This window comes from Kitasatospora sp. SolWspMP-SS2h (genome assembly GCF_003259315.1).
GTDB classification, from domain to species: Bacteria; Actinomycetota; Actinomycetes; order Streptomycetales; family Streptomycetaceae; genus Kitasatospora; species Kitasatospora fiedleri.
In genome coordinates, this window is record NZ_QLLT01000026.1 from 1 (window position 1) to 21,953 (window position 21,953).

The following is a 21,953-nucleotide window of genomic DNA, read 5'->3' on the forward strand; positions in this document are numbered from 1 at the left end:
CACGGACCACCGGTGCGGAGTGGAGCTAAGGAGAATCGAACTCCTGACCTATTGCATGCCATGCAATCGCTCTACCAACTGAGCTATAGCCCCGCAGTTCCGCGACTCCCGCCCCCGGTTTCCCGTCTGCGTTCCTCGCTGCGAACGAGGAAGACTCTAGCTGGTCAGAGCCGGAACTGTGAAATCCGGGTCGGGCGGCCGTCAGGTCTCGTCGCCGATGACCGGCTGCGGCAGCGTTCCCGCGTTGTGCTCCAGCAGCCGCCAGCCGCGCGTGTCCTGCCCGAGCACCGACCAGCAGCAGTTGGAGAGACCGCCGAAGCGCTCCCACAGCCGAGGCTCCAGGCCCAGCATCCGGCCGATCATGGTGCGGATGGTGCCGCCGTGGCTGACCACCACCAGGGTGCCGCCCTCCGGCAGCTTGTCCACCGCGTCGAGCACCACCGGGACGGCCCGGTCGGCCACCTCGGTGGCCAGCTCGCCGCCGCCGCGGCGCACCTGCTCGCCGTTCGCCCACGCCTCGTACTGCTCCGGGTACCGGGCCCGGATCTCGGCGTTGGTGAGCCCCTGCCACTCCCCCGCGTAGGTCTCCCGCAGGCCCTCGTGGTGGTGCACCTCGAGGCCGGTCAGCCCGGCGAGCTCGGCGGCGGTGCGCCGGGCCCGCTGCAGGTCGGAGGAGATCAGCAGGTCGGGCCGGAGCCCGGCGAGCAGCCGGGCCGCCCGCTGGGCCTGGAAGACGCCCTGGTCGGTGAGCTCGATGTCCGTCGTGCCTTGGAACCGCGATTCGAGGTTCCAGGAGGTCTGGCCGTGCCGCCAGAAGACGATGCGCGGCCAGACCGCCGAGCGGCTCAGAGGTCGCCCCCGGAGACGGCGTTGCCGGCGGCGTCGGTGACGGCGTTCTCCGGCCGGTTGCGGGTGGCCAGCGCGTCCTCGGGGAGCGGCAGCTCGGGGCAGTCCTTCCACAGGCGGTCGAGCGAGTAGAAGGAGCGCTCCTCGGAGTGCTGGACGTGCACCACGATGTCCAGGTAGTCGAGCAGGATCCAACGGCCCTCGCGCTCGCCCTCCCGGCGCACCGGCTTGATGTCGAGCTTCTCGCGCAGCTGGTCCTCGATCTCCTCGGCGATCGACCGCACCTGGCGGTCGTTGGCGGCGGAGGCGATCAGGAAGGCGTCGGTGATCGACAGCACCTCGCTGACGTCGAAGGCGATGATGTCGTGCGCCAGCTTGTCGGCCGCCGCCTGTGCGGCGACGGTGATCAGTTCCTGGCTTCGGTCGGTGACGGTCACGTTGCTCTTCCGGCTCGGCTGTGGGGATACCCTCCCAGGATCTCACGAACGCGACGGAGCCCCCGAGCGTTTCCGCCCGGGGGCTCCGACCCCGCCTCAACGGCGCCTCGACGGCACCCCGGCCGCCCCCGCGCGGCCGCCTCCGCTCACTGCGTCTTCTGGGACGGCGGCTGGTAGTCCTTGCCGACCACCAGCACCAGGTCCGCGTTCTGCGCGTCGGCGACCTTCTTCACCGCGGAGTCCGGCAGACCCATGCTGGTGGCCAGGGTGAGGGCCGCCGACTGCTTGGCGTCGTCGGTGTAGCGGATCTCGGAGGTCGCCTGCTCGGTCGCCTTGGCGCTGGACGGCAGCGCGTCCATGCCCGCGTTGATCACCGCGACCTGCGCGGCGGCCACCGAGGTCTCACTGCCGGAGGCGTTGACCACGGTGACGCGGGTGGAACCGCCGGTGCCCTTGGCGCTGCCGATGGCACCGCCGAGGATCTCCTTCACCTGCTTGCCCGCGGTGGCGTCGTCCAGGGTGCCGTCGGGCTTGGCGGTGAGCACGGCGGTGGACAGGTGCCCGGCCTTCGCCTGCTTGGCCAGGTTGACCAGCACGCCGGCCAGCGCGCTCTCGGGGAGCGACGGGTCGGGGACCATGTTCATCCGGTGCACGTCGTCGGTGGCCTCCGCCATGGTGGTCGGCATGGCGTTGATCACCCCGGCCATCACCTGGCCGAACCGGGCGAGTTGGGCGTCCGGGGTCTCACCGGGCGCCTGCAGGGTCGCGTAGGCGACGGCGGCGTGCCCGCTCAGCAGGACGTCCTTGCCCGCCGGGGCGAGCACCTTGCCGTCCGCCTTGTTCCCCTCGCGCACCTCGGCATTGGTGTCCACCTTGACGCCGCCGAGCTGGGTGACCAGCAGCAGCAGGTAGGGGGTGTCCAGCCGCCAGGTGCCGGCCACCTTGGCGCCGAGCACCGCGGAGAGGCCGTCGCGGGTGGCGGAGGCGCCGAGCTCCGACGGGGCCTTGCTCATCGTCGTGGTGGCGGAATCGCCGTTGCTGGGCAGTTGCAGGGCGTCCGGCAGCAGCAGCACGGTCGCCTTCCTGCCGCCCTCGTCGTCGACCAGCAGGGCGGTGGTGATCTTGCCCTGCGGGTCGTACAGGTGCACCACGTTGACGTACCGGCCACCGACCGCCGCAGCCGCGTCGTCCCCGCCGCCGAGCTTCCCGCTCCACCACAGGTAGCCCACCGTGCCGGACGCCAGCACCGCCACGACCACCAGCAACGAGACCAGCCGGTTGCGCAGCCGCCGCCGGCGCTCGGCCCGCACCTCGCTGCGCGACTCGGCGAACTTCAGCCAGTCGATCGCGTCCTCGGACTCCTCCGTCTGCTCGTCGACGAAGCTGAACTCGCCCGTGGTGTACGAGTCCCCGCCCTTGGCCTGCGCCCGGGCCGCCGCCGCCCGGCCACCGACCAGCTCGGACGGCTCCTCCGCCGACGCAGCCGTTCCGGTCGACCCGACCGACCCGACCGACCCGGTCGAGCCCGCCGCCCCCGGACGCGCCCGCGGCGGCACCACCCCGGCGGCAGCCGGCCCCGCCACCGGGCTCACCGGCGGCACCCCGCGCCCGGCCGCCCGGCCGGCCGCCCGCTCGGACCCGGGCCCGGAAGCCTGTCCGGGCACCTGCCCGGGGGCCTGCGTCGCGGTCGACTGCGGGTAACGCCCCGACTCGGGCTGCTGCTGCCCGTAGGAGGGGTCGTAGGGCTGCTGCTGCCCGTACGCGTCCCCGCCCTGCTGATCGCCGCCCTGCCGCGGGTCGTCGAACTGCCCCTGGTAGCCGCCCTGTTCGAACCCCTGCGGCTCATATCCGCCCTGCCCGTAACCGGGGGACTGCTCATAGCCCTGACCTGGGTACCCGGACTGCCCGTAGCCGCCCTGCCCGTACCCGGGCTGCTCGTACCCGCCCTGGTCGTAGCCCTGCGCCGGGTACCCGGGCACGGCGGCCTGCTGCCCGCCGTCACCGTATTCGCCGTACGGGGCCTGCGGGTACCCCCCGGGCTGCTGGTACTGGCTACCGCCGCCGTACTGGTCGTACTGACCGCCCTGCCCGTACGGCTGCTGCTGCTGCGACGGCTGCTGCTCGTAGCCCTCGTATCCCTGCTGCCCGTAGCCCTGCTGCTCGTACCCCTGCTGCTCGTACCCCTGCTGCGGGTAGTACCCGGGCTGCTGCTGTTGCGGCGACGGCGGCTGCTGTTGTTGCTGCTGGGGGTGGGGCGGGCGGGGCTGGGGGTGCTGGCCGAACCAGTTCTGGTCGTCGGACGTTCCGGTCACGTCGTCCCTCCCGGGGGCATCAAGGCCGGGCCGACGCGTACAGCGCCCGCTTGTGGATGTATCGGACCACGCCGTCCGGCACCAGGTACCAGATGGGTTCGCCCTTGGCGACGCGCACCCGGCAGTCGGTGGAGGAGATGGCGAGTGCGGGCACCTCGACCAGCGAGACGCCGCCGACCGGCAGGCCGGTGTCGGAGAGAGTATGGCCCGGCCTGGTGCAGCCGATGAAGTGCGCGAGGTCGAAGAGTTCCTCGGAGGAGCGCCAGGAGATGATCTGGGCGAGGGCGTCGGCGCCGGTGATGAAGAAGAGCTCGGCGTCGGGGTGGAGGCCGCGCAGCTCGCGCAGGGTGTCGACGGTGTAGGTGGGGCCGTTGCGGTCGATGTCGATCCGGCTGACCGAGAACTGGGGGTTCTCGGCGGTGGCGATCACCGTCATCAGGTAGCGGTCCTCGGCCGGGGAGACCTGGCGGTCGGACTTCTGCCAGGGCTTCCCGGTGGGGACGAAGATCACCTCGTCCAGCTGGAAGGCGCTCGCCACCTCGCTTGCGGCGACCAGGTGGCCGTGGTGGATGGGGTCGAAGGTGCCGCCCATCACGCCCAGCCGCCGCCTGCGCGGAGCGTCTCCCGGCACCCGTGCGTCCACAGCCGGTGCGTCCACAGCCGGTGCGTCCACGGCCGGTGCGCTCACGGACGACGTGCCTGCGGCCGGGGCGCCCGCAGCCGGTGTGCCCACGGCCGGAGCGTTCGTCGCGGGAGCGTCCACCGCCGGAGCGCCAGCTGCCGGGGTGCCTGGCGCGGAGGTGCCCGGCGCCACGTTCGTCCCGGAGGTCTCGACCTGCTCTCTCATGGCGCCACACCTTACGCGACCCGGATGTCCCGGGGATTCCGCCCGTCGACGGGCCCCGGCCGCACCGAGCTCCGCCACCCCGGGGGCCGCAGACGCGCGGCGGACGGGGCGGCGGTGCGACCGGGGTCAGCGGTCGCGGTTGAAGCGGGTGGTGATGAACAGCAGGAGCAGCAGGATGAACAGCGCCCCGCCACCCGTCAGCAGGGGGTTGAGGCTGTCGTGGTTACCGCCCTCCTCGGCGAGGTGGACGATGGCGGGCAGGGCAGCAGGGCTCATGATCGGCGGGACCTTCTCGGCTCGGTGTGAGGACCAGGCGGTCACGGACCGTACGGCCCGCGCGCTCATCGTACGGGGGCCCGACACGCAACCGCGCGGCGGCCCACCGCGTCTGACCACCCGTGAACCGTCGTCCGGTCGGCGGCGCGACGCCCGCACCGGGAACGGGCGTCCGGAAGGCCCGGCGCCCACGGCCCGCCCGGCGCTCCGACCAGCCTTCCGACCGGTCCTCCGACAGCCCCGACGACCCGGGCGGCCCGACGACCCGGGCCCGGACCCGGCGCCGGAGCAGTCCGGTCGGCCCAGAGCCAGGTCGGCCCAAGGCCAGGCCGAGTCAGTTCAGGTCGTCGGCCGTGCGTCCGGCCGCCCCGGTCCGCTCGGCCTCGCCGGCGGACTCACGGGCCGCGTCGCGCTTCGCGCCGTCGCGGTTCGCCCGGGCCAGCGCCCACACCATCAGGCCGACTCCGACGAAGGAGGCGATCAGGATGAACCGCAGGAACAGACCGGGGCCGTTCTCGGTGGAGATCGGTCCGGCGAGCTGGACCAGGTCGGCAGAGGTCATCACGGGGCTCCTTGTTCGGTACGGCAGAGCCAGCGTAGTCCCGTTTACCGCCGCCCCGGCCCGGCCCCCCGGAGTGTCCCCGAGCGGACGGGCAGCAAGCCCGGCACCAGGGGGAAGCGACCGGGAAGGCCCGTCCCCGCCCTCCCCGGCCGCGGGGCGGACGGCGTAGCGTGACCGCGGGGACGAGTACGGACACACCGACGTTGAAGTGGAAAGCAGCGGGGGCCGGCCGCAGGTGCCGGTGCCGGCGTCGATCCAGGAGAGGTACTCAATGACCGACATGACCAAGGGTTCCGCGCCGAGCCGCCGCCGCCAGCGCTTCCCCGACATCTCCACCCGGGCCTGGGAGCACCCGGCGGACCGCTCGGGGCTGGTGGCGCTGCGCAAGCTCTCCGGTTTCGACGACATCCTGAAGAAGCTGGCCGGCCTGGTGTCGGAGCGCAGCGTGCGCCTGCTGTTCCTGGCCACCGCGGTCAAGACGTCGGAGCGTCAGTTCCCGGAGCTGTACGACATGGTCCGCGACGCCGCCTACGTGCTGGACCTGGAGAAGGTCCCGGAGCTGTACGTCTCCCAGGACCCGAAGGTCAACGCGTACTGCATCGGCATGGAGACCCCGGTGATCGTGGTCACCACCGGGCTGGTCGAGCTGATGGACGAGGAGGAGCTGCGGGTGGTGATCGGCCACGAGGTCGGCCACGCGATGTCCGGGCACGCCGTGTACCAGACGATGCTGATGATCCTCACCAATCTGGCGGCCCGGATCGGCTGGATACCGCTGGGCAACCTGGCGATCACCGCGCTGATCACCGCGCTCAAGGAGTGGTTCCGCAAGGCCGAGCTGTCCAGCGACCGGGCCGGCCTGCTGGCCGGTCAGGACCTGCAGGCGTCGATGCGGTCGCTGATGAAGCTGGCCGGCGGCGCGCACCTGTCGGAGATGAACGTGGACGCGTTCCTGGAGCAGGCCGCAGAGTACGACAAGGCCGGTGACCTGCGCGACAGCGTGCTGAAGCTGCTCCAGGTGCTGCCGCAGTCCCACCCCTTCGCGGTGACCCGGGTGGCCCAGCTGAAGAAGTGGGCGGAGAGCGAGGAGTACCGCTCGATCCTGGCCGGGGCGTACCCGCGCCGCGGCGACGACCCGGAGACCACGGTCGGCGCGCAGTGGAAGGCGGCCGCCGAGTCGTACTCGCAGTCGGTGAAGGAGAGCAAGGACCCGCTGATGGGCCTGCTGCGCGACCTGGGCAACGGCGTCGGCACGGTCGGCGGCAAGCTCCGCGACACCTTCGCGGGCGCCGGCCGCGGCAACGGCGGCAGCAACAGCGGCGGCGGCGGCACCAAGGACGGCGAGTCGCAGGACTGACCGGACCGATCCGACGACCGCCCGACCGCCCACCGCCCCACCGCCCGACCGCCCGACCGCCCGACCGGACCCTCGGGCACCAGCCGGTTCAGCCGGTGATCGGCCCGAGCACCCCGCAGGACTGCCAGGCCGGTCGCCCGTGGTCGGTCGGGTCGACGACCGGCGGGGTGCTCGGGCGGACGCCCGCCGCGGTGGCCAGGATCGGCTGCAGGTAGTCGCTCTGCCCGGCCGTGCAGGAGCTGGGCCCGGCCTGCACGGCGGCGTCGACCACCCGCAGCCGGCCGATGTCCAGGTCGGCCCGGTCGACGTCGATGCGCACCGCCCGGCGCACCGCGTACAGGGTGACCGACGGGTCGCTGGTGGTGCCGGCCGGGCGCAGCGCGTACACCAGGGTGTGGTCGGTGGTGACCTGCAGGGTGTCGCTGTCGAGTTCGCCGATGTGGATGCTGCCGGCGGCCTTGACGGTGTCGGTGGCCAGCGCGACCTGCCCGGGGTCGAAGCGGACCATCCAGCCGGTGGCGTCGTGGTGCTGGTCGTCCCGGGGCGAGTTCGTGCTGTCGTCGTACTGGGCGAGTTCGCCGGCCGTGAGCAGGTCGCGGACCTGCGCAGTCTCGTTGGCGGTCAGGGTGGCCGGGTTCAGTTCGGAGGCCACCAGGTAGTGCTGGACGGAGTCGAGGGCCCGCTGCACCTGGGAGCCGGTGAAGTGGGCGGTGGCGGTGGCGGTCGGCAGCCCGAGCCCGGCCGGGCCGTCGGCGTACCCGGCGGGCAGTCCGGCGAACGGGTCGGCGTGGTCGGCGGCCGCGGTGACCGCCCCGGCCGGGGCGAGCGGGGTGAGGCTGATGCTCAGCTGGGTGCCGCTGGGCGGGGCGACCTCCCCGCGCGGGGAGCTGATCCCGAAGTAGACGGCCGCGGCGAACGCCAGCGCGACGACCAGCAGCAGGGCGATGGCCTGCCGGGGCGCGGCCAGCCAGCCCCAGCCGCGCGGCCGGGTGGCCCGGCCCGGGGCGCCCGACAGCCGCTCCTGCGCGGACAGCTCCTGGATCCGGGCAGCCCGGACGAACGATTCGTCGAAGACGACGGACCGGAACTCGTCATCGTTGGAACCACCCTCGGGCGTGCCCCCAGGAGGCTCGCGCGGGTCACCCATGACACCAGGGTAGACTCGCGGGCCGCTCGCGACGAGGGGGCGCGGGCAACGAGCACGCGACGGTGCGTGACGTCCCCGAGGGGCATCAGCCCACCGGGACGGCGGCCACCGCGGACGGCTGCACCGGCACCGCGGACGGGACGCCCCCGGACGAGGCGGCCCCGGACGGGGCGCCGCTGTCCTTGGGCTGGCTGCTGCTGCCGCTGGCCGGGCGGGCCGGCGAGTCCTGACCGGCCCCGCCGACGCCCCGGTACACCGCGGCGACCGACAGCGCGACCAGGCCGACGCCCATCACCAGGGCCAGCACCCAGGCCACCGGCCGGTGCCAGCGCTGCTGGGCGACCGTCCCGCCGCGCAGCGGGTCGAAGGCGCGGACCCGGGAGCGGCGGGTGCGCCGCTCCTGCCGGTCGCACCCGGACCACGGGTCGGGGTAGAAGCGGTCCTCGTCGAGTCCGCCGGGCAGCGGGCGCAGCTCCAGCGGCAGCGCCTCGCCCACGCCGACGAACTCGGCGGACTCGGTGAACTCGTAGCTCCGGGCCGCACCGGCCTGTTCCGGTTCGAGCCGGGCCTCGGCGGCGGCGAGCTGCCGCTCCCGGGCGCTCGGCTCGTGCACGGCGGCGGAGCGGACGAAGCTCTCGTCGAGGACCACGGTGGCGAACTCGTCGTCCGCACCACCGTGGTCGGCGCCGTCGGAGTACGGCGAGCCCCCCACATCCTCAGCCACGGCTTCAATGTATTACCGGCCGGGGCTTTTGTCTGTGGGTCCGGCCGATCGGGTCCGGACGGGCTACGGCATTCGGCCGCGCGGGCCACCGCCGCCCCGCCCGCCCCCTGCCGCGGGCTCAGCCGCCGACGGTCTGCCGGGCCTCGCCGCGCACGTGCCCGTCGCCGGTGACGATGTACTTGGTGCTGGTCAGCTCCGGCAGGCCCATCGGGCCGCGGGCGTGCAGCTTCTGGGTGGAGATGCCGATCTCCGCGCCGAAGCCGAACTCGCCGCCGTCGGTGAACCGGGTCGAGGCGTTGACGGCCACCGTGGTGGAGTCGACGAGCTGGGTGAAGCGGCGGGCGGCCGGCTGCGAGCCGGTGACGATCGCCTCGGTGTGGCCCGAGGAGTAGCGGCGGATGTGCTCCACCGCGGCCTCCAGCGAGGGCACCACGGCGGCGGCCAGGTCCAGCGACAGGTACTCGGTCCCCCAGTCCTCCTCGGTCGCCGGGACGGCCGTCACCCCGGTGCCCTCGGCGGCCTTGAGCACCGCGTCGTCGCCGTGCACGGTGACGCCGGCCCCGGCCAGCGCGGCCAGCGCGAGCGGCAGGAAGGCGTCCGCGACGTCCTGGTGCACCAGCAGGGTCTCGGCCGAGTTGCAGACGCTGACCCGCTGCGCCTTGGAGTTCAGCAGCACGCCGACGGCCATCGCCAGGTCGGCCTGGGCGTCCACGTACACGTGGCAGTTGCCGGTGCCGGTCTCGATCACCGGGACGGTCGAGCCCTCGACCACGGTGCGGATCAGCGAGGCGCCGCCGCGCGGGATCAGCACGTCGACCAGGCCGCGGGCGCGCATCAGCTCCTGCACCGACTCGCGGCTCTCGCCCGGCACCAGCTGGATCACGTCGGCCGGCAGGCCCGCGCCGGCCACCGCCGCGCGCAGCACCTCCACCAGCGCGGTGTTGGAGCGGTACGCGGAGCCCGAGCCGCGCAGCAGCACCGCGTTGCCGGACTTCAGGCAGAGCGCGGCGGCGTCCACCGTGACGTTCGGCCGGGCCTCGTAGATGATGCCGACCACGCCCAGCGGGACGCGGACCTGGCGCACGTCGAGGCCGTTGGGCAGGGTGTAGCCGCGGACCACCTCGCCCACCGGGTCGGGCAGGCCGACCACGCTGCGGACGTCGGCGGCGATCGCGGCGATCCGCTCCCCGGTCAGCGTCAGCCGGTCGATCACCGACTCGGCGGTGCCGGCCGCGCGGGCCCGCTCGACGTCCTCCGCGTTGGCGGCGGTGATCTCCTCGGCCCGCTCGACCAGCGCGTCCGCGATCGCCAGCAGCGCGGCGTCCTTCACCGAGCGCGGCACTGGCGCCAGGGCGGCGGCCGCCTCCCGGGCACGGCGCGCGGCGGCGAGGACGGGGCTGTCGGCGGTGGCGGTGAGATCGCTCATGCCGCAAAGCCTAGCGAGCCGACCGCCCCGTTCCGGCGCGCATTTCGCCCGCTGAGACGCCCGGCCCGGGAGCACGCCCCCGGTCGACCGCCCGGAAGCCCGGCACGGACCGCGGCCGGGAAGCCCGGCCCGGGAGCACGCCCCGGACCACCACCCGCCGGGTCAGTACGGGTGCACCCCGCCGAGCTGCGGCGGCGGGGCCCCGAAGCCCTCCGCGACCCGCTTGTGGTACGTCGGGCGGTCCACCACCTCCAGGCCGACGATCTCCCAGGCCGGGAGCTTCGCGCTGGCCCTGTGCTCGCCCCACAGCCGCAGCGCGATCGCCGCCGCGTCGTGCAGGTCCCGCGCCTCCTCCCAGTAGCGGACCTCGGCGTGGTCCGCGGCGTAGCGGGCGGTCAGGAAGAACGAGTGGTCGTGCGCCAGTTTCTCCAGGGCCGTCCGCAGTTCCGGCAGCGGTGTCGCCGCGCCCGCCACGCTCAGCACCACGTGCCACATCCGGGCCTGTTCGCGCGGAGCCTCCCGCGGGGCCTCCCGCTGCTCGACGTCCCGGCCGCCCTCGATGCTGGTGAGCCGCCGCTCGGGCCTCTGCCCCGGCAGCGCTTCCTCCCGCCTGCGAACCACCGGCGGCCTCCCATTCAGCGTGTCGCGCGGACCCCCCGGCCCGCTGCTCCCACCCCCCGTACCGGGCCCGCCGCCCGCGCTCAGCCGCGCAGCACGACCAGGTCGTCGCGGTGGACGACCTCGCGTTCGTACGCGGCACCGAGCTCCTGGGCCAGTTCTCGGGTGGACCGGCCGAGCAGACGGGGCAACTCCCTCGCATCAAAGTTGACCAGTCCGCGGGCGACGATGTGACCGTTTTCGCCAAGAAGGTCGACCGGATCACCCGCGGCGAACTCGCCCTCCACCCGGGTCACCCCGGCGGGCAGCAGGGACTTCCCGCCGTGCACGACGGCCGCCACCGCCCCGTCGTCCAGGGTCAGCGAGCCGCGCGGGGAGGAGGCGTGCTCCAGCCAGAGCAGCCGGTCGGCGGAGCGGCTGCCGGTGCGCCGGAACAGCGTGCCGGTGGGCCGGCCGGCCAGCGCGTCGGCCGCCTGGCTGGCCGCCGTCAGCACCACCGGGATGCCCGCGCCGGTGGCGATCCGGGCCGCCTCGACCTTGGTGACCATGCCGCCGGTGCCGACGCCCGCCCGGCCGGCGCTGCCGACCTCGACGCCCGCCAGGTCCTCCGGGCCGCGCACCAGCTCGATCCGGCTGGTGCCGGGCTTGGCCGGGTCGCCGTCGTACAGGCCGTCCACGTCGGAGAGCAGCACCAGCAGGTCGGCCCGGACCAGGTGGGCCACCAGCGCGGCCAGCCGGTCGTTGTCGCCGAACCTGATCTCGGCGGTGGCCACCGTGTCGTTCTCGTTGACGACCGGCACCGCGCCCATCGTCAGCAGCTGCTCCAGCGTCCGGTAGGCGTTTCGGTAGTGGGCCCGGCGGCTGGCGTCCTCGGCGGTCAGCAGCACCTGCCCGACCCGCACCCCGTAGCGCGCGAAGGAGGCCGTGTACCGGGCCACCAGCAGCCCCTGGCCGACGCTGGCCGCGGCCTGCTGCCGGGCCAGGTCCCCGGGGCGCTTCTCCAGGCCGAGCGGGGCCAGGCCGGCCGCGATCGCGCCGGAGGAGACCAGCACCAGCTCCGGCGCGTCCGGGCGGCGGCGCAGCTTGGCCAGCGCGTCGACCAGGGCGTCCACCCGGTCCGCGTCGAGTCCGCCGGCGGCGGTGGTCAGCGAGGAGGAGCCGACCTTCACCACGATCCGCCGCGCCGAAACGACCTCCTCGCGGAGCAGCTGATCCACCATCAGTCCGACCTTTCCGACGCGCCCTGTGTACGCCCGCAATCTAGCGAGCCGGATTGCGGGTCACGAAATCGCGACGAGGCGTGAGACGTCCGGGCGGCGCCCCGGCGCGGGGCCGGGCCCGGAAAGCGCGGACGGGGGCGCGGGCGGTCCGCCCGCGCCCCCGTCGTGCGGTTGCGCCCCTACTGGTCGAGCTGCTCGCGGCCGGAGGAGAGCGCCTCGAACTCCAGGTACTCCTGCTCCGCCGAGTCCCGGCCGCGCTGCCGCTCGCGGCGGCGGTCGACGGCGGGGCGCTGGGTCTCCATCCGGTGGTCCTCGCCGCGCCGGCCGAGCATCTCGGCGCCGGCCGCCATGGTGGGCTCCCAGTCGAAGACGACCGCGTTGTCCTCGGGGCCGATGATGACGGTGTCGCCCTCCTGGGCGCCGATCTTCCACAGCTCCTGCTCGACGCCGAGCCGGGCCAGCCGGTCGGCGAGGTAGCCGACCGCCTCGTCGTTGGCGAAGTCGGTCTGCCGGACCCAGCGTTCGGGCTTGCCGCCGCGGATCCGGTAGGCGCCGTCCTCCTCCTCGATGGTGAAGCCGGCGTCGTCGACGGCGGTGGGCCGGATGACGATCCGGGTGTTCTCCTGGACCGGCTTGGCGGCGCGCGCGGCGGCGACGATCTCGGCCAGCGCGAAGGAGAGTTCGCGCAGGCCCTTGTGGGCGAGCGCGGAGACCTCGAACACCCGGTAGCCGCGCTCCTCCAGCGAGGCGCGGGTCAGGTCGGCGATGTCCTGGCCGTCCGGGACGTCGACCTTGTTGAGCGCGACCAGCCGCGGCCGGTCCTCCAGGCCGCCGTACTGGGCGAGTTCGTCCTCGATGGTCTCCAGGTCGGTGAGCGGGTCGCGGCCCGGCTCCAGGGTGGCGCAGTCCAGGACGTGCACCAGCACCTCGCAGCGCTCGACGTGCCGCAGGAACTCCAGGCCCAGGCCCTTGCCCTGGCTGGCGCCGGGGATCAGGCCGGGCACGTCGGCGATCGTGTAGACGGTCTCGCCGGCGGTCACCACGCCGAGGTTGGGGACGAGGGTGGTGAACGGGTAGTCCGCGATCTTCGGCTTGGCGGCGGAGAGCACCGAGATCAGCGAGGACTTGCCGGCGCTCGGGTAGCCGACCAGCGCGACGTCGGCGACGGACTTCAGCTCCATCACGATGTCGCGGGCCTCGCCGGGCTCGCCGAGCAGCGCGAAGCCGGGGGCCTTGCGGCGGGCGGAGGCCAGCGCCGCGTTGCCCAGGCCGCCGCGGCCGCCCTGGGCGGCGACGAAGCTGGTGCCGGGGCCGACCAGGTCGGCCAGCACGTTCCCCCTGCGGTCGAGCACGACGGTGCCGTCCGGGACGGGCAGCACGATGTCCGGGCCGACCGCGCCGGTGCGGTGACCGCCCGCGCCGGGCTTGCCGTTGGTGGCCTTGCGCTTGGGCGAGTGGTGGTACTCCAGGAGCGTGGTGACCTGCGGGTCCACGACCAGGATGACCGAGCCGCCCTCGCCGCCGTTGCCCCCGTCGGGGCCGCCCAGCGGCTTGAACTTCTCCCGGTGCACGGAGGCGCAGCCGTGGCCCCCGTTACCCGCGGCGACGTGCAGTTCGACGCGGTCCACGAAGGTGGTCATGAGCGGTGCCTCCCGGGCGAAAGAAAAGGGTGTCCTGCGGTAAAGCGGAAGGGTGGGCCCGGATCATCCCGGCCCACCCTTCACAGCGAGTCTGTACGGACTCAGGCCTCGACGGCCACGATGTTGACGACCTTGCGGCCGCGGCGGTTGCCGAACTCCACGGCACCGGCGGTCAGCGCGAACAGCGTGTCGTCGCCGCCCCGGCCGACGTTGGCGCCCGGGTGGAAGTGGGTGCCACGCTGGCGGACGATGATCTCGCCGGCGGAGACGACCTGACCGCCGAAGCGCTTCACGCCGAGGCGCTGGGCGTTCGAGTCACGACCGTTGCGAGTGGAACTCGCACCCTTCTTGTGTGCCATCTGGCTATCCCCTTTCTAGGAAGACCGCGGGAAGTGGTTACTTGCTGACCGAGTCGATGCTGGTGATGCGCACCGCGGTGTGCTTCTGGCGGTGGCCCTGACGACGGCGGTAGCCGGTCTTGTTCTTGTAGCGCAGGATGACGATCTTGTCGCCCTTGGTGTGGTCGACGACCTCGGCGTGCGCCTTCACGCCACCGAGCACCCACGGGTCGGAGGTGATGGACTCACCGTCGACGACGAGGATGGTCGAGAGCTCGACCGAGTCACCCGGCTTGGCGTCGATACGGTCGATCTCCAGCACGTCGCCCACGGCGACCTTGTGCTGGCGGCCGCCGGCGCGAACGATCGCGTACATGCGGTACCTGCTTTCCTAACTCGGTCGGAACTCCGGATGCCAGCCGCCTGGGTATGGACACAAGCGGCCTCCCCCGTCAAACGCCGGAAGCGGCGTCCACCCGGGAGGTGAGGTGCTCTGGAGCGCGGCGTCAACACGCCGATGGTCAAGGATACGGACCGGCCCATCCGAAGACAAACCGGGACGTGCGGAGGGGCCGGGAGCGGCGCGTCGGCGCTGCTCCCGGCCCCCGTGGGCTCACTCCGCGGCCGGGCTCACTCCGCGGCGCCGTCGCCCTCGGCGGCGGCCTTCTTGGCCGCCGTGGTCCGCTTGGTGGCGGTCTTGCGGGCGGTCGTCTTCTTGGCGGCCGCGGCGGTGGTCTTCTTCGCCGCGGTCTTCTTGGCCGCCGTGGTCTTCTTGGCGGCGGTCGCGGTCTTGGCCGCGGTCTTCCGGGGGGCCCGCTTCTTCGGCGCGGCCTCCTCGGCCGGGTCCTCGACGGGCTGCTCGGTGTCGACCTCGACGGTGACATCGGCCCCGGGCTCCACCGCGGCGACGGCCTCGGCCGCCACCTCCGCGGCCGTCCCGGCGACCTCGACGGCCGACTGCTGCTCGGCGGCCGACTTCTCGGCGGCGCTCAGCGCGGCCTCCATCGCGGCCTCGGCGCGGGCCTGCAGGACCACGATCTCGGCCTCGCCGGACGCCCCGGCCGGAGCGGTGGCCTTGCGCACCGCGCGGCGCCGGGTGCGCCCGCCCGCCGCGGGGGCGGCCGGCGGGATCTCCACCAGGCCGGGCTTCTCCTCGACGACGGCCCGGGCGGCCTCGGCGGCCCGCACCGGCTCGGCCTCGACGGCGCCGGTCTCGACGATCTCGGTGTCGGCGAACGCGTCGACCGGCTCCAGCTCCTCGACCACGTCCAGGACGGTCTCCGCGGCCTCGACCGCCTCGGCGACCTCGGCGGACTCGACCGACCCGAGACCCTCGACCGCGTCGCCCTCCGCGCCGCCGGCCCCGCCGCGGCCCCGGCGGCGGCGCTTGCCGCCGCCCTCGCCGGTGCCGGAGGAGGCGGCGGCGTGCGAGCCCTGGTGGCCGTGGCCGGGCTGGTCCATGTGGACGATCACGCCGCGGCCGTTGCAGTGCACGCAGGGCTCGGAGAAGGACTCCAGCAGGCCCTGGCCGACCCGCTTGCGGGTCATCTGGACCAGGCCGAGCGAGGTGACCTCGGCGACCTGGTGCTTGGTGCGGTCCCGGCCCAGGCACTCCAGCAGGCGGCGCAGCACCAGGTCCCGGTTGGACTCCAGCACCATGTCGATGAAGTCGATCACGATGATGCCGCCGAGGTCGCGCAGCCGCAGCTGGCGGACGATCTCCTCGGCCGCCTCGATGTTGTTGCGGGTGACGGTCTCTTCCAGGTTGCCGCCCTGGCCGACGAACTTGCCGGTGTTGACGTCGACGACGACCATCGCCTCGGTCCGGTCGATCACCAGCGAGCCGCCGGAGGGCAGCCAGACCTTGCGGTCCAGCGCCTTCATCAGCTGCTCGTCGATCCGGTAGGTGGCGAACACGTCGACGTCCGAGGTCCAGCGCTGCAGGCGCTCGGTGAGGTCGGGGGCGACGTTGGTGACGTAGTCGTGGATGGTGCTCCAGGCGTCGGTGCCGCTGACGATGACCTTGGTGAAGTCCTCGTTGAAGATGTCGCGGACGACGCGGACGGTCATGTCGGGCTCGCCGTACAGCAGCGCCGGGGCGTTGCCGGTGGCGGCCTTCTTCTGGATCTCCTCCCACTGCTGCTGGAGGCGCTGGACGTCGCGGGTGAGCTCGTCCTCGGAGGCGCCCTCGGCGGCGGTGCGCACGATCACGCCCGCGTCGTCCGGGACGATCTTCTTGAGGATCTGCTTGAGGCGGGCCCGCTCGTTCTCCGGCAGCTTGCGGGAGATGCCGGTCATCGAGCCCTCGGGCACGTACACCAGGTAGCGGCCGGGCAGCGAGATCTGGCTGGTCAGCCGGGCGCCCTTGTGGCCGATCGGGTCCTTGGAGACCTGCACCAGCACGGACTGGCCGGACTTCAGCACCGACTCGATCCGGCGCGGGCCGCCGTGGCCGCCGAGCGCGCCGAAGTTGACCTCGCCCGCGTACAGCACGGCGTTGCGGCCCTTGCCGATGTCGACGAACGCGGCCTCCATGGACGGCAGCACGTTCTGCACCTTGCCCAGGTACACGTTGCCGACGTAGCTGGTGGCCTGCTCCTTGTTGACGTAGTGCTCGACCAGCACGCCGTCCTCGAGCACGCCGATCTGGGTGCGGGCGCCGTTCTGGCGGACCACCATGACCCGCTCGACGGACTCCCGGCGGGCCAGGAACTCGGCCTCGGTGATGATCGGGACGCGGCGGCGGCCCAGCTCGCGGCCCTCGCGGCGGCGCTGCTTCTTGGCCTCCAGGCGGGTGGAGCCCTTGATGGACTGCACCTCGTCCGGGTCGAACGCGGGCTCCGCGGAGCGGCGGCGCGGCTCGCGCACCTTCACCACGGTGCGCACGCCGTCCTCGCTGGCCTCCGGCTGGTCGGCGCCCTCACCGCTGCGGCGGCGACGGCGACGGCGGCGGCGCGAGGAGGACAGGCCGGCGGCCAGGTCGTCCTCCTGGTCGTCCTCGGCCTCGTCGTGGTCGTCGCCCGCGTCGGAGCCCTGGTGGGCGGCGTCCTCGGCCTCGGTCTCGGCGCTCTCGGCCTCGGCCGACTCGGGCGCGTCCTCGGCGTCACCGCGACGGCGGCGACGGCCACCGCGACGGCGGCGGCGGGACGGGCGGTCGTCCTCCCACTCGGCGTCCTGCTCGGGGCCGGCGGCGGGCGCCTCGACCTCGGCGGGGGCCTCGACCGGGGCGGCCGGCGCAGCCGGAGCGGCGGCCCTGGCGGGCTGCTGGGCGGCCTTCGCGGACTTGGCCGGCTGCTGGACGCGCACCGCGGTGCGGACCCGGCGGCGGCGGCCGACGCCGCTGTACTCGAACTCCTCCTCGGACGCCCGCTCCTCCTCGACCGCGGCGGCCGGAGCCGGCTCGGCAGCCTTGGCGGCGGTGGTCTTGGCGGCGGCGCTCTTGGCCGTGGCGGCCTTGGCGGCGGGCGCGGGGGCGGTGAAGGGCTCGGGCTCCTGGAACACCGGCGCCTGGAAGATCGCGGTGGACGGGCGGACGGCCCGGCGGCGGGCGCGCGGCGGCTCGGCCTCGACGACCGGCTCGGGCTCCGCGACCGCCTCGACCGGGGCCTCGGCCTCCGGCTCCTCCTCGGCGACCGGTTCGGCCTCGGGCGCGGGCTCGACGGCCGGCTCCTCGGCCGCCACTGGCGACTGGACCGGCGCGGAGGCGCGCTTGCGGGTACGGCGGGCACGGACCGGCTTCTCCTCCGCCACCGGCTCGGCGGCGGACTCGGCGGCCGGGGCCTCGGCGGGCACCTCGACCGCGGCGGGGGCCTCCGGCGCACCGGCCGGAGCCTCGGCACGCTTGCGGGTACGGCGGGCGCGGACCGGCTTCTCCTCCGCCACCGGCTCGGCGGCGGACTCGGCGGCCGGGGCCTCGGCGGGCACCTCGACCGCGGCGGGGGCCTCCGGCGCACCGGCCGGAGCCTCGGCACGCTTGCGGGTGCGCCGGGCACGGGCGGGCTTCTCCTCCGCCACTGGCTCGGCGGCCGAGGCCTCGGCCTCGGCGGCCGTCGGGGCGGCGGGGGCCGCCACCACGGTTCCGTCGCCCTCGCCCGCGGCACCCTGCGGGGAGCCGGCCGGGCGGGACACCGCTCGGCGTCGGCGGCGCGGCGGCGCCGCAGCGGCGCCGTCGGCCCCGTTGTCGTCGTTGTTGTCGGCCGCAGCGGGCTGCGGTTCGGTGTTTTCGAGCATGCGGGTGTGTCTCCCGTCAGGCCCCCGGGCTCCGCGTCCTGGCACGACGCTCCACCGCGTTCACCAGCCGGACGCCGCTTCGGGCGGTCCGGCTCCCACGGTGCCGTCGTGCGGACGTGAGACCGCACAGGGGCTCGTAGTCTCGCTCAACCCCCCGCGGGACGCGGGGGGTCGAAAAGTCTTCTGGTCTGACCAGTTCTTCTCAGTTTTCAAGGGCCGGGCCGAAAGGACGGCCGGGCCTGCGCGCGACGACGCTCGCTCCCCTGGGGAGCCGCGGGGGCCGGGGAGCCACAGGCCCGGAGTTCCCTCCGTGCCTGCGCTCCCGCCCACTCGGCGGACGGCGGTTGCGCGCGGCGGGGCGGCCTACCGGCCGACCTCGGCCGCGGCGCGGTCGAGCGCCAGCGGGTCGGTCACCGTGCCGGTCTGCTCGTCGAGCGGCCCCTGCGCCAGCCTGGTCACCTCTACGGGGACCGGCGGCGCGAGGTCGGCCGTCGAACGGAGACCGGACAATACGTCGTCGGGTCGTACGGCGGGTGTGGCGTGTCGTACTACCAGCCGCAGTATCGCACAGGGAGCGCCCGCGCGGACATCGTCCGCACCGTCCGTGGCCGTGTTGTCGCCGATCCCGACCAGCGGGGAGCCCTCGGGGACGGTTTCGATCGCGGCGACGGCGGCGCGCGCGTCGAAGGTGCGCAGGCCGTTCTTGGTCATCCGCTGGACCTCGACCGCCTCGGCGGCCAGGAACACGGCGGCGGCCTTCTCGGCCTCGGCGGGCTCCACGCCGGGCAGGCGCAGCAGCCACTCGGAGGCTTCCAGGCGCTCCACGAAGTTGCCGGTGGCGACCTCGACCGCGTCGGTGACGTCCAGGCCGGGCGGCAGCGACTCGTCCAGTTGGCGGCGGAGCGCCTCCGGGTCGCGGTGCTCGGCGAGGCCGATCTCCAGGTACTCGGCCTCGCTGGCGGTGCCGGTCGGGGCGGCGTTGGCGTAGGAGACCTTGGGGTGCGGGGTGAAGCCCGCGGAGTAGGCCATCGGGACGGCCGAGCGGCGGAGCGCGCGCTCGAACGCCCGCTGGAAGTCCCGGTGGCTGGTGAAGCGCAGACGGCCGCGCTTGGTGTAGCGGAGACGGATGCGCTGCACCGTCGGCGCGGGCGGCGGACCGTCGGGCGTGCGGCGTGCCAGGGGGCTCAGTCCTTCGTCAGTTGTCCCCGTCCGGCCTCGCACCGCGTGCGGCTCCGGCCGGACCTTGTCCCCACCAAGGGTACGCGGTGCGTCAGCCGAGCAGCGTCCGCCGTACCTCCCGGGCCACCCGGCGGACCTCCGCCTTGACGGGCCACCAGACGTCGCGGCGCACCCAGCGGCAGGGGGCGACGACGGTGAAGCGCCAGATCCGGCCGCCGAGCCGCCAGGCCCGGCGGAACGCCAGGCAGAGCGCGCGCAGCACCGGCAACAGCACCGGCCGCCACACGCCGTGGTGGAGCGCCCTGCCGAGCGGCACCAGCACCCACCGCCACAGCGCCCGGACCGGCACCGCGACCAGGTGGTACGCCAGCCAGGCGGCCACCCGGCCGAACCCGACCGCCAGGTACGCCGTCCCGCGCCCGATCGGGGCCAGCACGTAGTTCCACAGCGCCGCCGGGACCGGCCGCACCACCCACCGCCACAGCCGGGTCAGCGGCACCACCACCAGCCACCGCCACAGCAGGCCGACCGGCACGACCACCAGCCAGTGCAGCAGCGGCCCCAGCACCCACCGCCAGAGCAGGCGCAGCGGCCGCAGCAGCACCCCGCCGACCAGCCGCCCGACCCCGCGGGCGACCAGCGCCACGAGTTCCCACAGCAGCCGCAGCGGCACCACGACCGCCACCACCACCGGCCGCACCACCGCGACCAGGCATCCCCCGCCCTGCTGAGCCACCGTCACTCCCCGTCGACCGATCAGCCGATGGTAAGACCCAGGCAAAGGGCCCCCGCCACGGGGTCGTGGCGGGGGCCCGGGGGTGAGGCCGCGTCAGCTGTTGACCACCGTCAACGGGAGCAGCTTCTTGCCGGTGGGCCCGACCTGGATGTGGGTGTCCATCTGGGGGCAGACGCCGCAGTCGAAGCACGGGGTCCAGCGGCAGTCCTCGACCTCGACCTCCTCCAGCGCGTCCTGCCAGTCCTCCCAGAGCCAGTCCTTGTCGAGGCCGCTGTCCAGGTGGTCCCAGGGCAGCACCTCCTCGTAGCCGCGCTCGCGGGTGGTGTACCAGTCCACGTCGACGCCGGTGCCGGCCAGGCCCTTCCCGGCGGAGGCGATCCAGCGGTCGTAGGAGAAGTGCTCGCGCCAGCCGTCGAACCGGCCGCCGTCCTCGTAGACGGCGCGGATGACGGCGCCGATCCGGCGGTCGCCGCGGGAGAGCAGGCCCTCGATGATGCCGGGCTTGCCGTCGTGGTAGCGGAAGCCGATGTTCTTGCCGAACTTGCGGTCGCCGCGGATCGAGTCGCGCAGCTTGGTCAGCCGCGCGTCGGTGGCCTCGGCGGACAGCTGCGGGGCCCACTGGAACGGGGTGTGCGGCTTGGGGACGAAGCCGCCGATCGAGACCGTGCAGCGGATGTCGTTGGTGCCGGTGACCTCGCGGCCCTTGGCGATGACGTTCTTCGCCATCTCGCCGATCTGCAGCACGTCCTCGTCGGTCTCGGTGGGCAGGCCGCACATGAAGTACAGCTTCACCTGACGCCAGCCGTTGCCGTACGCGGTGGCCACCGTGTTGATGAGGTCCTCCTCGGACACCATCTTGTTGATGACCTTGCGGATGCGCTCGGAGCCGCCCTCGGGGGCGAAGGTGAGTCCGGAGCGGCGGCCGTTGCGGGAGAGCTCGTTGGCCAGGTCGATGTTGAAGGCGTCGACCCGGGTGGAGGGCAGCGAGAGGCCGATCTTGTCCTCGGCGTAGCGGTCGGCCAGGCCCTTGGTGACGTCGGCGATCTCGGAGTGGTCCGCGGAGGACAGCGAGAGCAGGCCGACCTCCTCGAAGCCGGTGGCCTTCAGCCCGCGCTCGACCATCTCGCCGATGCCGGTGATGCTTCGCTCCCGCACGGGGCGCGTGATCATGCCGGCCTGGCAGAAGCGGCAGCCGCGGGTGCAGCCGCGGAAGATCTCCACCGACATCCGCTCGTGCACGGTCTCGGCGAGCGGGACGAGCGGCTGCTTGGGGTAGGGCCACTCGTCGAGGTCCATCACGGTGTGCTTGGAGACCCGCCACGGCACGCCGGGGCGGTTCGGGACGACGCGGGCGATCCGGCCGTCGGGGAGGTACTCGACGTCGTAGAAGCGCGGGATGTACACGCCGCCGGTCTTCGCCAGGCGCAGCAGCAGTTCGTCCCGGCCGCCGGGGCGGCCCTCGGCCTTCCAGGCCCGGACGATGTCGGTGATGTCGAGCACGGCCTGCTCGCCGTCGCCGATCACGGCCGCGTCGATGAACTCGGCGATCGGCTCCGGGTTGAACGCGGCGTGGCCGCCCGCGAGGACGACCGGGTCGTCCACGGTGCGGTCGGCGGCGTTCAGCGGGATGCCGGCCAGGTCGAGCGCGGTCAGCATGTTGGTGTAGCCGAGCTCGGTGGAGAACGACAGGCCGAACACGTCGAACGCCTTGATCGGGCGGTGCGCGTCGACCGTGAACTGCGGGACGCCGTGCTCGCGCATCAGCGCTTCCAGGTCCGGCCAGACGCTGTAGCTGCGCTCGGCGAGGACGCCCTCGCGCTCGTTCAGCACCTCGTAGAGGATCATCGTGCCCTGGTTGGGCAGCCCGACCTCGTAGGCGTCGGGGTACATCAGCGCCCAGCGGACGTCGCAGGCGTCCCAGTCCTTGACGGTCGAGTTGAGCTCGCCACCGACGTACTGGATCGGCTTCTGGACGTGCGGGAGGAGGGCCTCCAGGCGTGGGAAGACCGATTCGACAGTCATGCGCAAGGACCTTTACGGCAGAAAAAGCAGTGACCC

The 21,953-nt window shown here is 73.8% G+C and carries 19 protein-coding genes and 1 tRNA gene; 1 reads left to right on the forward strand and 19 read right to left on the reverse strand.

Annotated features, from left to right (window positions below; translation table 11 throughout):
* Positions 1–20 precede the first annotated feature (20 nt).
* The 7 genes from K353_RS27065 to K353_RS27090 form a co-directional block, all read right to left on the reverse strand.
* Positions 21–93: transfer RNA gene (locus tag K353_RS27065), tRNA-Ala, on the reverse strand.
* Between the two features lie 108 nt (positions 94–201).
* Positions 202–849 carry a histidine phosphatase family protein gene (locus tag K353_RS27070; RefSeq protein ID WP_111556206.1) on the reverse strand — a complete coding sequence of 216 codons (648 nt, stop codon included), beginning with the start codon at positions 847–849 and terminating at the stop codon, positions 202–204.
* Positions 846–1,283, reverse strand: a complete 438-nt coding sequence (gene rsfS / locus K353_RS27075) for a ribosome silencing factor (protein ID WP_100836116.1) — start codon at positions 1,281–1,283, stop codon at positions 846–848. The genes K353_RS27070 and rsfS overlap by 4 nt, the downstream gene beginning before the upstream one ends.
* Positions 1,284–1,429: 146 nt before the next feature.
* Entirely contained in the window at positions 1,430–3,595 is a 2,166-nt protein-coding gene (locus K353_RS27080; protein WP_111556151.1) for an LCP family protein, read from the reverse strand.
* 19 nt (positions 3,596–3,614) lie between these two features.
* Positions 3,615–4,253, reverse strand: coding sequence for a nicotinate-nucleotide adenylyltransferase (gene nadD / locus K353_RS27085; protein WP_111556152.1), 639 nt, complete (start codon positions 4,251–4,253; stop codon positions 3,615–3,617).
* 315 nt (positions 4,254–4,568) lie between these two features.
* On the reverse strand, positions 4,569–4,718 hold the full coding sequence (locus K353_RS34965; protein ID WP_199528258.1) for a hypothetical protein: 150 nt from the start codon (positions 4,716–4,718) through the stop codon (positions 4,569–4,571).
* Between the two features lie 334 nt (positions 4,719–5,052).
* Entirely contained in the window at positions 5,053–5,280 is a 228-nt protein-coding gene (locus tag K353_RS27090; protein ID WP_111556153.1) for a hypothetical protein, read from the reverse strand.
* Between the two features lie 271 nt (positions 5,281–5,551).
* On the opposite strand from K353_RS27090, the gene K353_RS27095 reads away from it, so the two are divergent.
* Positions 5,552–6,637: a M48 family metallopeptidase gene (locus K353_RS27095; RefSeq protein WP_111556154.1), complete on the forward strand. Its 1,086-nt coding sequence runs from the start codon at positions 5,552–5,554 to the stop codon at positions 6,635–6,637.
* 88 nt (positions 6,638–6,725) lie between these two features.
* Here K353_RS27095 and K353_RS27100 read toward each other — a convergent pair whose 3' ends face one another.
* The 12 genes from K353_RS27100 to K353_RS27155 form a co-directional block, all read right to left on the reverse strand.
* Positions 6,726–7,784 (reverse strand): hypothetical protein, encoded by a 1,059-nt coding sequence (locus K353_RS27100; RefSeq protein ID WP_111556155.1) that lies wholly within the window; start codon positions 7,782–7,784, stop codon positions 6,726–6,728.
* 85 nt (positions 7,785–7,869) lie between these two features.
* Positions 7,870–8,508 (reverse strand): hypothetical protein, encoded by a 639-nt coding sequence (locus tag K353_RS27105; RefSeq protein WP_111556156.1) that lies wholly within the window; start codon positions 8,506–8,508, stop codon positions 7,870–7,872.
* A 118-nt stretch (positions 8,509–8,626) separates the two neighbouring features.
* Positions 8,627–9,934, reverse strand: a complete 1,308-nt coding sequence (locus K353_RS27110; protein ID WP_111556157.1) for a glutamate-5-semialdehyde dehydrogenase — start codon at positions 9,932–9,934, stop codon at positions 8,627–8,629.
* 162 nt (positions 9,935–10,096) lie between these two features.
* Positions 10,097–10,555, reverse strand: a complete 459-nt coding sequence (locus K353_RS27115) for a hypothetical protein (protein ID WP_111556158.1) — start codon at positions 10,553–10,555, stop codon at positions 10,097–10,099.
* Positions 10,556–10,635: 80 nt separating this feature from the next.
* Positions 10,636–11,772: a glutamate 5-kinase gene (gene proB / locus K353_RS27120; RefSeq protein ID WP_111556159.1), complete on the reverse strand. Its 1,137-nt coding sequence runs from the start codon at positions 11,770–11,772 to the stop codon at positions 10,636–10,638.
* 179 nt (positions 11,773–11,951) lie between these two features.
* Positions 11,952–13,412 carry a GTPase ObgE gene (gene obgE, locus K353_RS27125; protein ID WP_111556160.1) on the reverse strand — a complete coding sequence of 487 codons (1,461 nt, stop codon included), beginning with the start codon at positions 13,410–13,412 and terminating at the stop codon, positions 11,952–11,954.
* A 101-nt stretch (positions 13,413–13,513) separates the two neighbouring features.
* On the reverse strand, positions 13,514–13,771 hold the full coding sequence (gene rpmA, locus K353_RS27130) for a 50S ribosomal protein L27 (RefSeq protein ID WP_030906548.1): 258 nt from the start codon (positions 13,769–13,771) through the stop codon (positions 13,514–13,516).
* 37 nt (positions 13,772–13,808) lie between these two features.
* Positions 13,809–14,126: a 50S ribosomal protein L21 gene (gene rplU, locus K353_RS27135; RefSeq protein ID WP_100836127.1), complete on the reverse strand. Its 318-nt coding sequence runs from the start codon at positions 14,124–14,126 to the stop codon at positions 13,809–13,811.
* A 254-nt stretch (positions 14,127–14,380) separates the two neighbouring features.
* Positions 14,381–17,980, reverse strand: a complete 3,600-nt coding sequence (locus K353_RS27140) for an Rne/Rng family ribonuclease (protein ID WP_111556161.1) — start codon at positions 17,978–17,980, stop codon at positions 14,381–14,383.
* 363 nt (positions 17,981–18,343) lie between these two features.
* Positions 18,344–19,117 carry a TIGR03936 family radical SAM-associated protein gene (locus K353_RS27145; protein WP_100836129.1) on the reverse strand — a complete coding sequence of 258 codons (774 nt, stop codon included), beginning with the start codon at positions 19,115–19,117 and terminating at the stop codon, positions 18,344–18,346.
* A gap of 133 nt (positions 19,118–19,250) precedes the next feature.
* Positions 19,251–19,895, reverse strand: coding sequence for a hypothetical protein (locus K353_RS27150; RefSeq protein ID WP_146616579.1), 645 nt, complete (start codon positions 19,893–19,895; stop codon positions 19,251–19,253).
* Positions 19,896–19,988: 93 nt separating this feature from the next.
* Positions 19,989–21,917 carry a TIGR03960 family B12-binding radical SAM protein gene (locus K353_RS27155; RefSeq protein WP_111556163.1) on the reverse strand — a complete coding sequence of 643 codons (1,929 nt, stop codon included), beginning with the start codon at positions 21,915–21,917 and terminating at the stop codon, positions 19,989–19,991.
* Positions 21,918–21,953: the final 36 nt, after the last annotated feature.

What these genes read in the sequence shown, in the direction of transcription:
- K353_RS34965 (WP_199528258.1), bottom strand. Translation starts at nt 4,718, where the DNA reads ATGAGCCCTGCTGCCCTGCCCGCCATCGTCCACCTCGCCGAGGAGGGC.
- K353_RS27090 (WP_111556153.1), bottom strand. Translation starts at nt 5,280, where the DNA reads ATGACCTCTGCCGACCTGGTCCAGCTCGCCGGACCGATCTCCACCGAG.
- K353_RS27095 (WP_111556154.1), top strand. Translation starts at nt 5,552, where the DNA reads ATGACCGACATGACCAAGGGTTCCGCGCCGAGCCGCCGCCGCCAGCGC.
- K353_RS27100 (WP_111556155.1), bottom strand. Translation starts at nt 7,784, where the DNA reads ATGGGTGACCCGCGCGAGCCTCCTGGGGGCACGCCCGAGGGTGGTTCC.
- K353_RS27110 (WP_111556157.1), bottom strand. Translation starts at nt 9,934, where the DNA reads ATGAGCGATCTCACCGCCACCGCCGACAGCCCCGTCCTCGCCGCCGCG.
- proB (WP_111556159.1), bottom strand. Translation starts at nt 11,772, where the DNA reads ATGGTGGATCAGCTGCTCCGCGAGGAGGTCGTTTCGGCGCGGCGGATC.
- obgE (WP_111556160.1), bottom strand. Translation starts at nt 13,412, where the DNA reads ATGACCACCTTCGTGGACCGCGTCGAACTGCACGTCGCCGCGGGTAAC.
- rpmA (WP_030906548.1), bottom strand. Translation starts at nt 13,771, where the DNA reads ATGGCACACAAGAAGGGTGCGAGTTCCACTCGCAACGGTCGTGACTCG.
- rplU (WP_100836127.1), bottom strand. Translation starts at nt 14,126, where the DNA reads ATGTACGCGATCGTTCGCGCCGGCGGCCGCCAGCACAAGGTCGCCGTG.
- K353_RS27140 (WP_111556161.1), bottom strand. Translation starts at nt 17,980, where the DNA reads ATGCTCGAAAACACCGAACCGCAGCCCGCTGCGGCCGACAACAACGAC.
- K353_RS27155 (WP_111556163.1), bottom strand. Translation starts at nt 21,917, where the DNA reads ATGACTGTCGAATCGGTCTTCCCACGCCTGGAGGCCCTCCTCCCGCAC.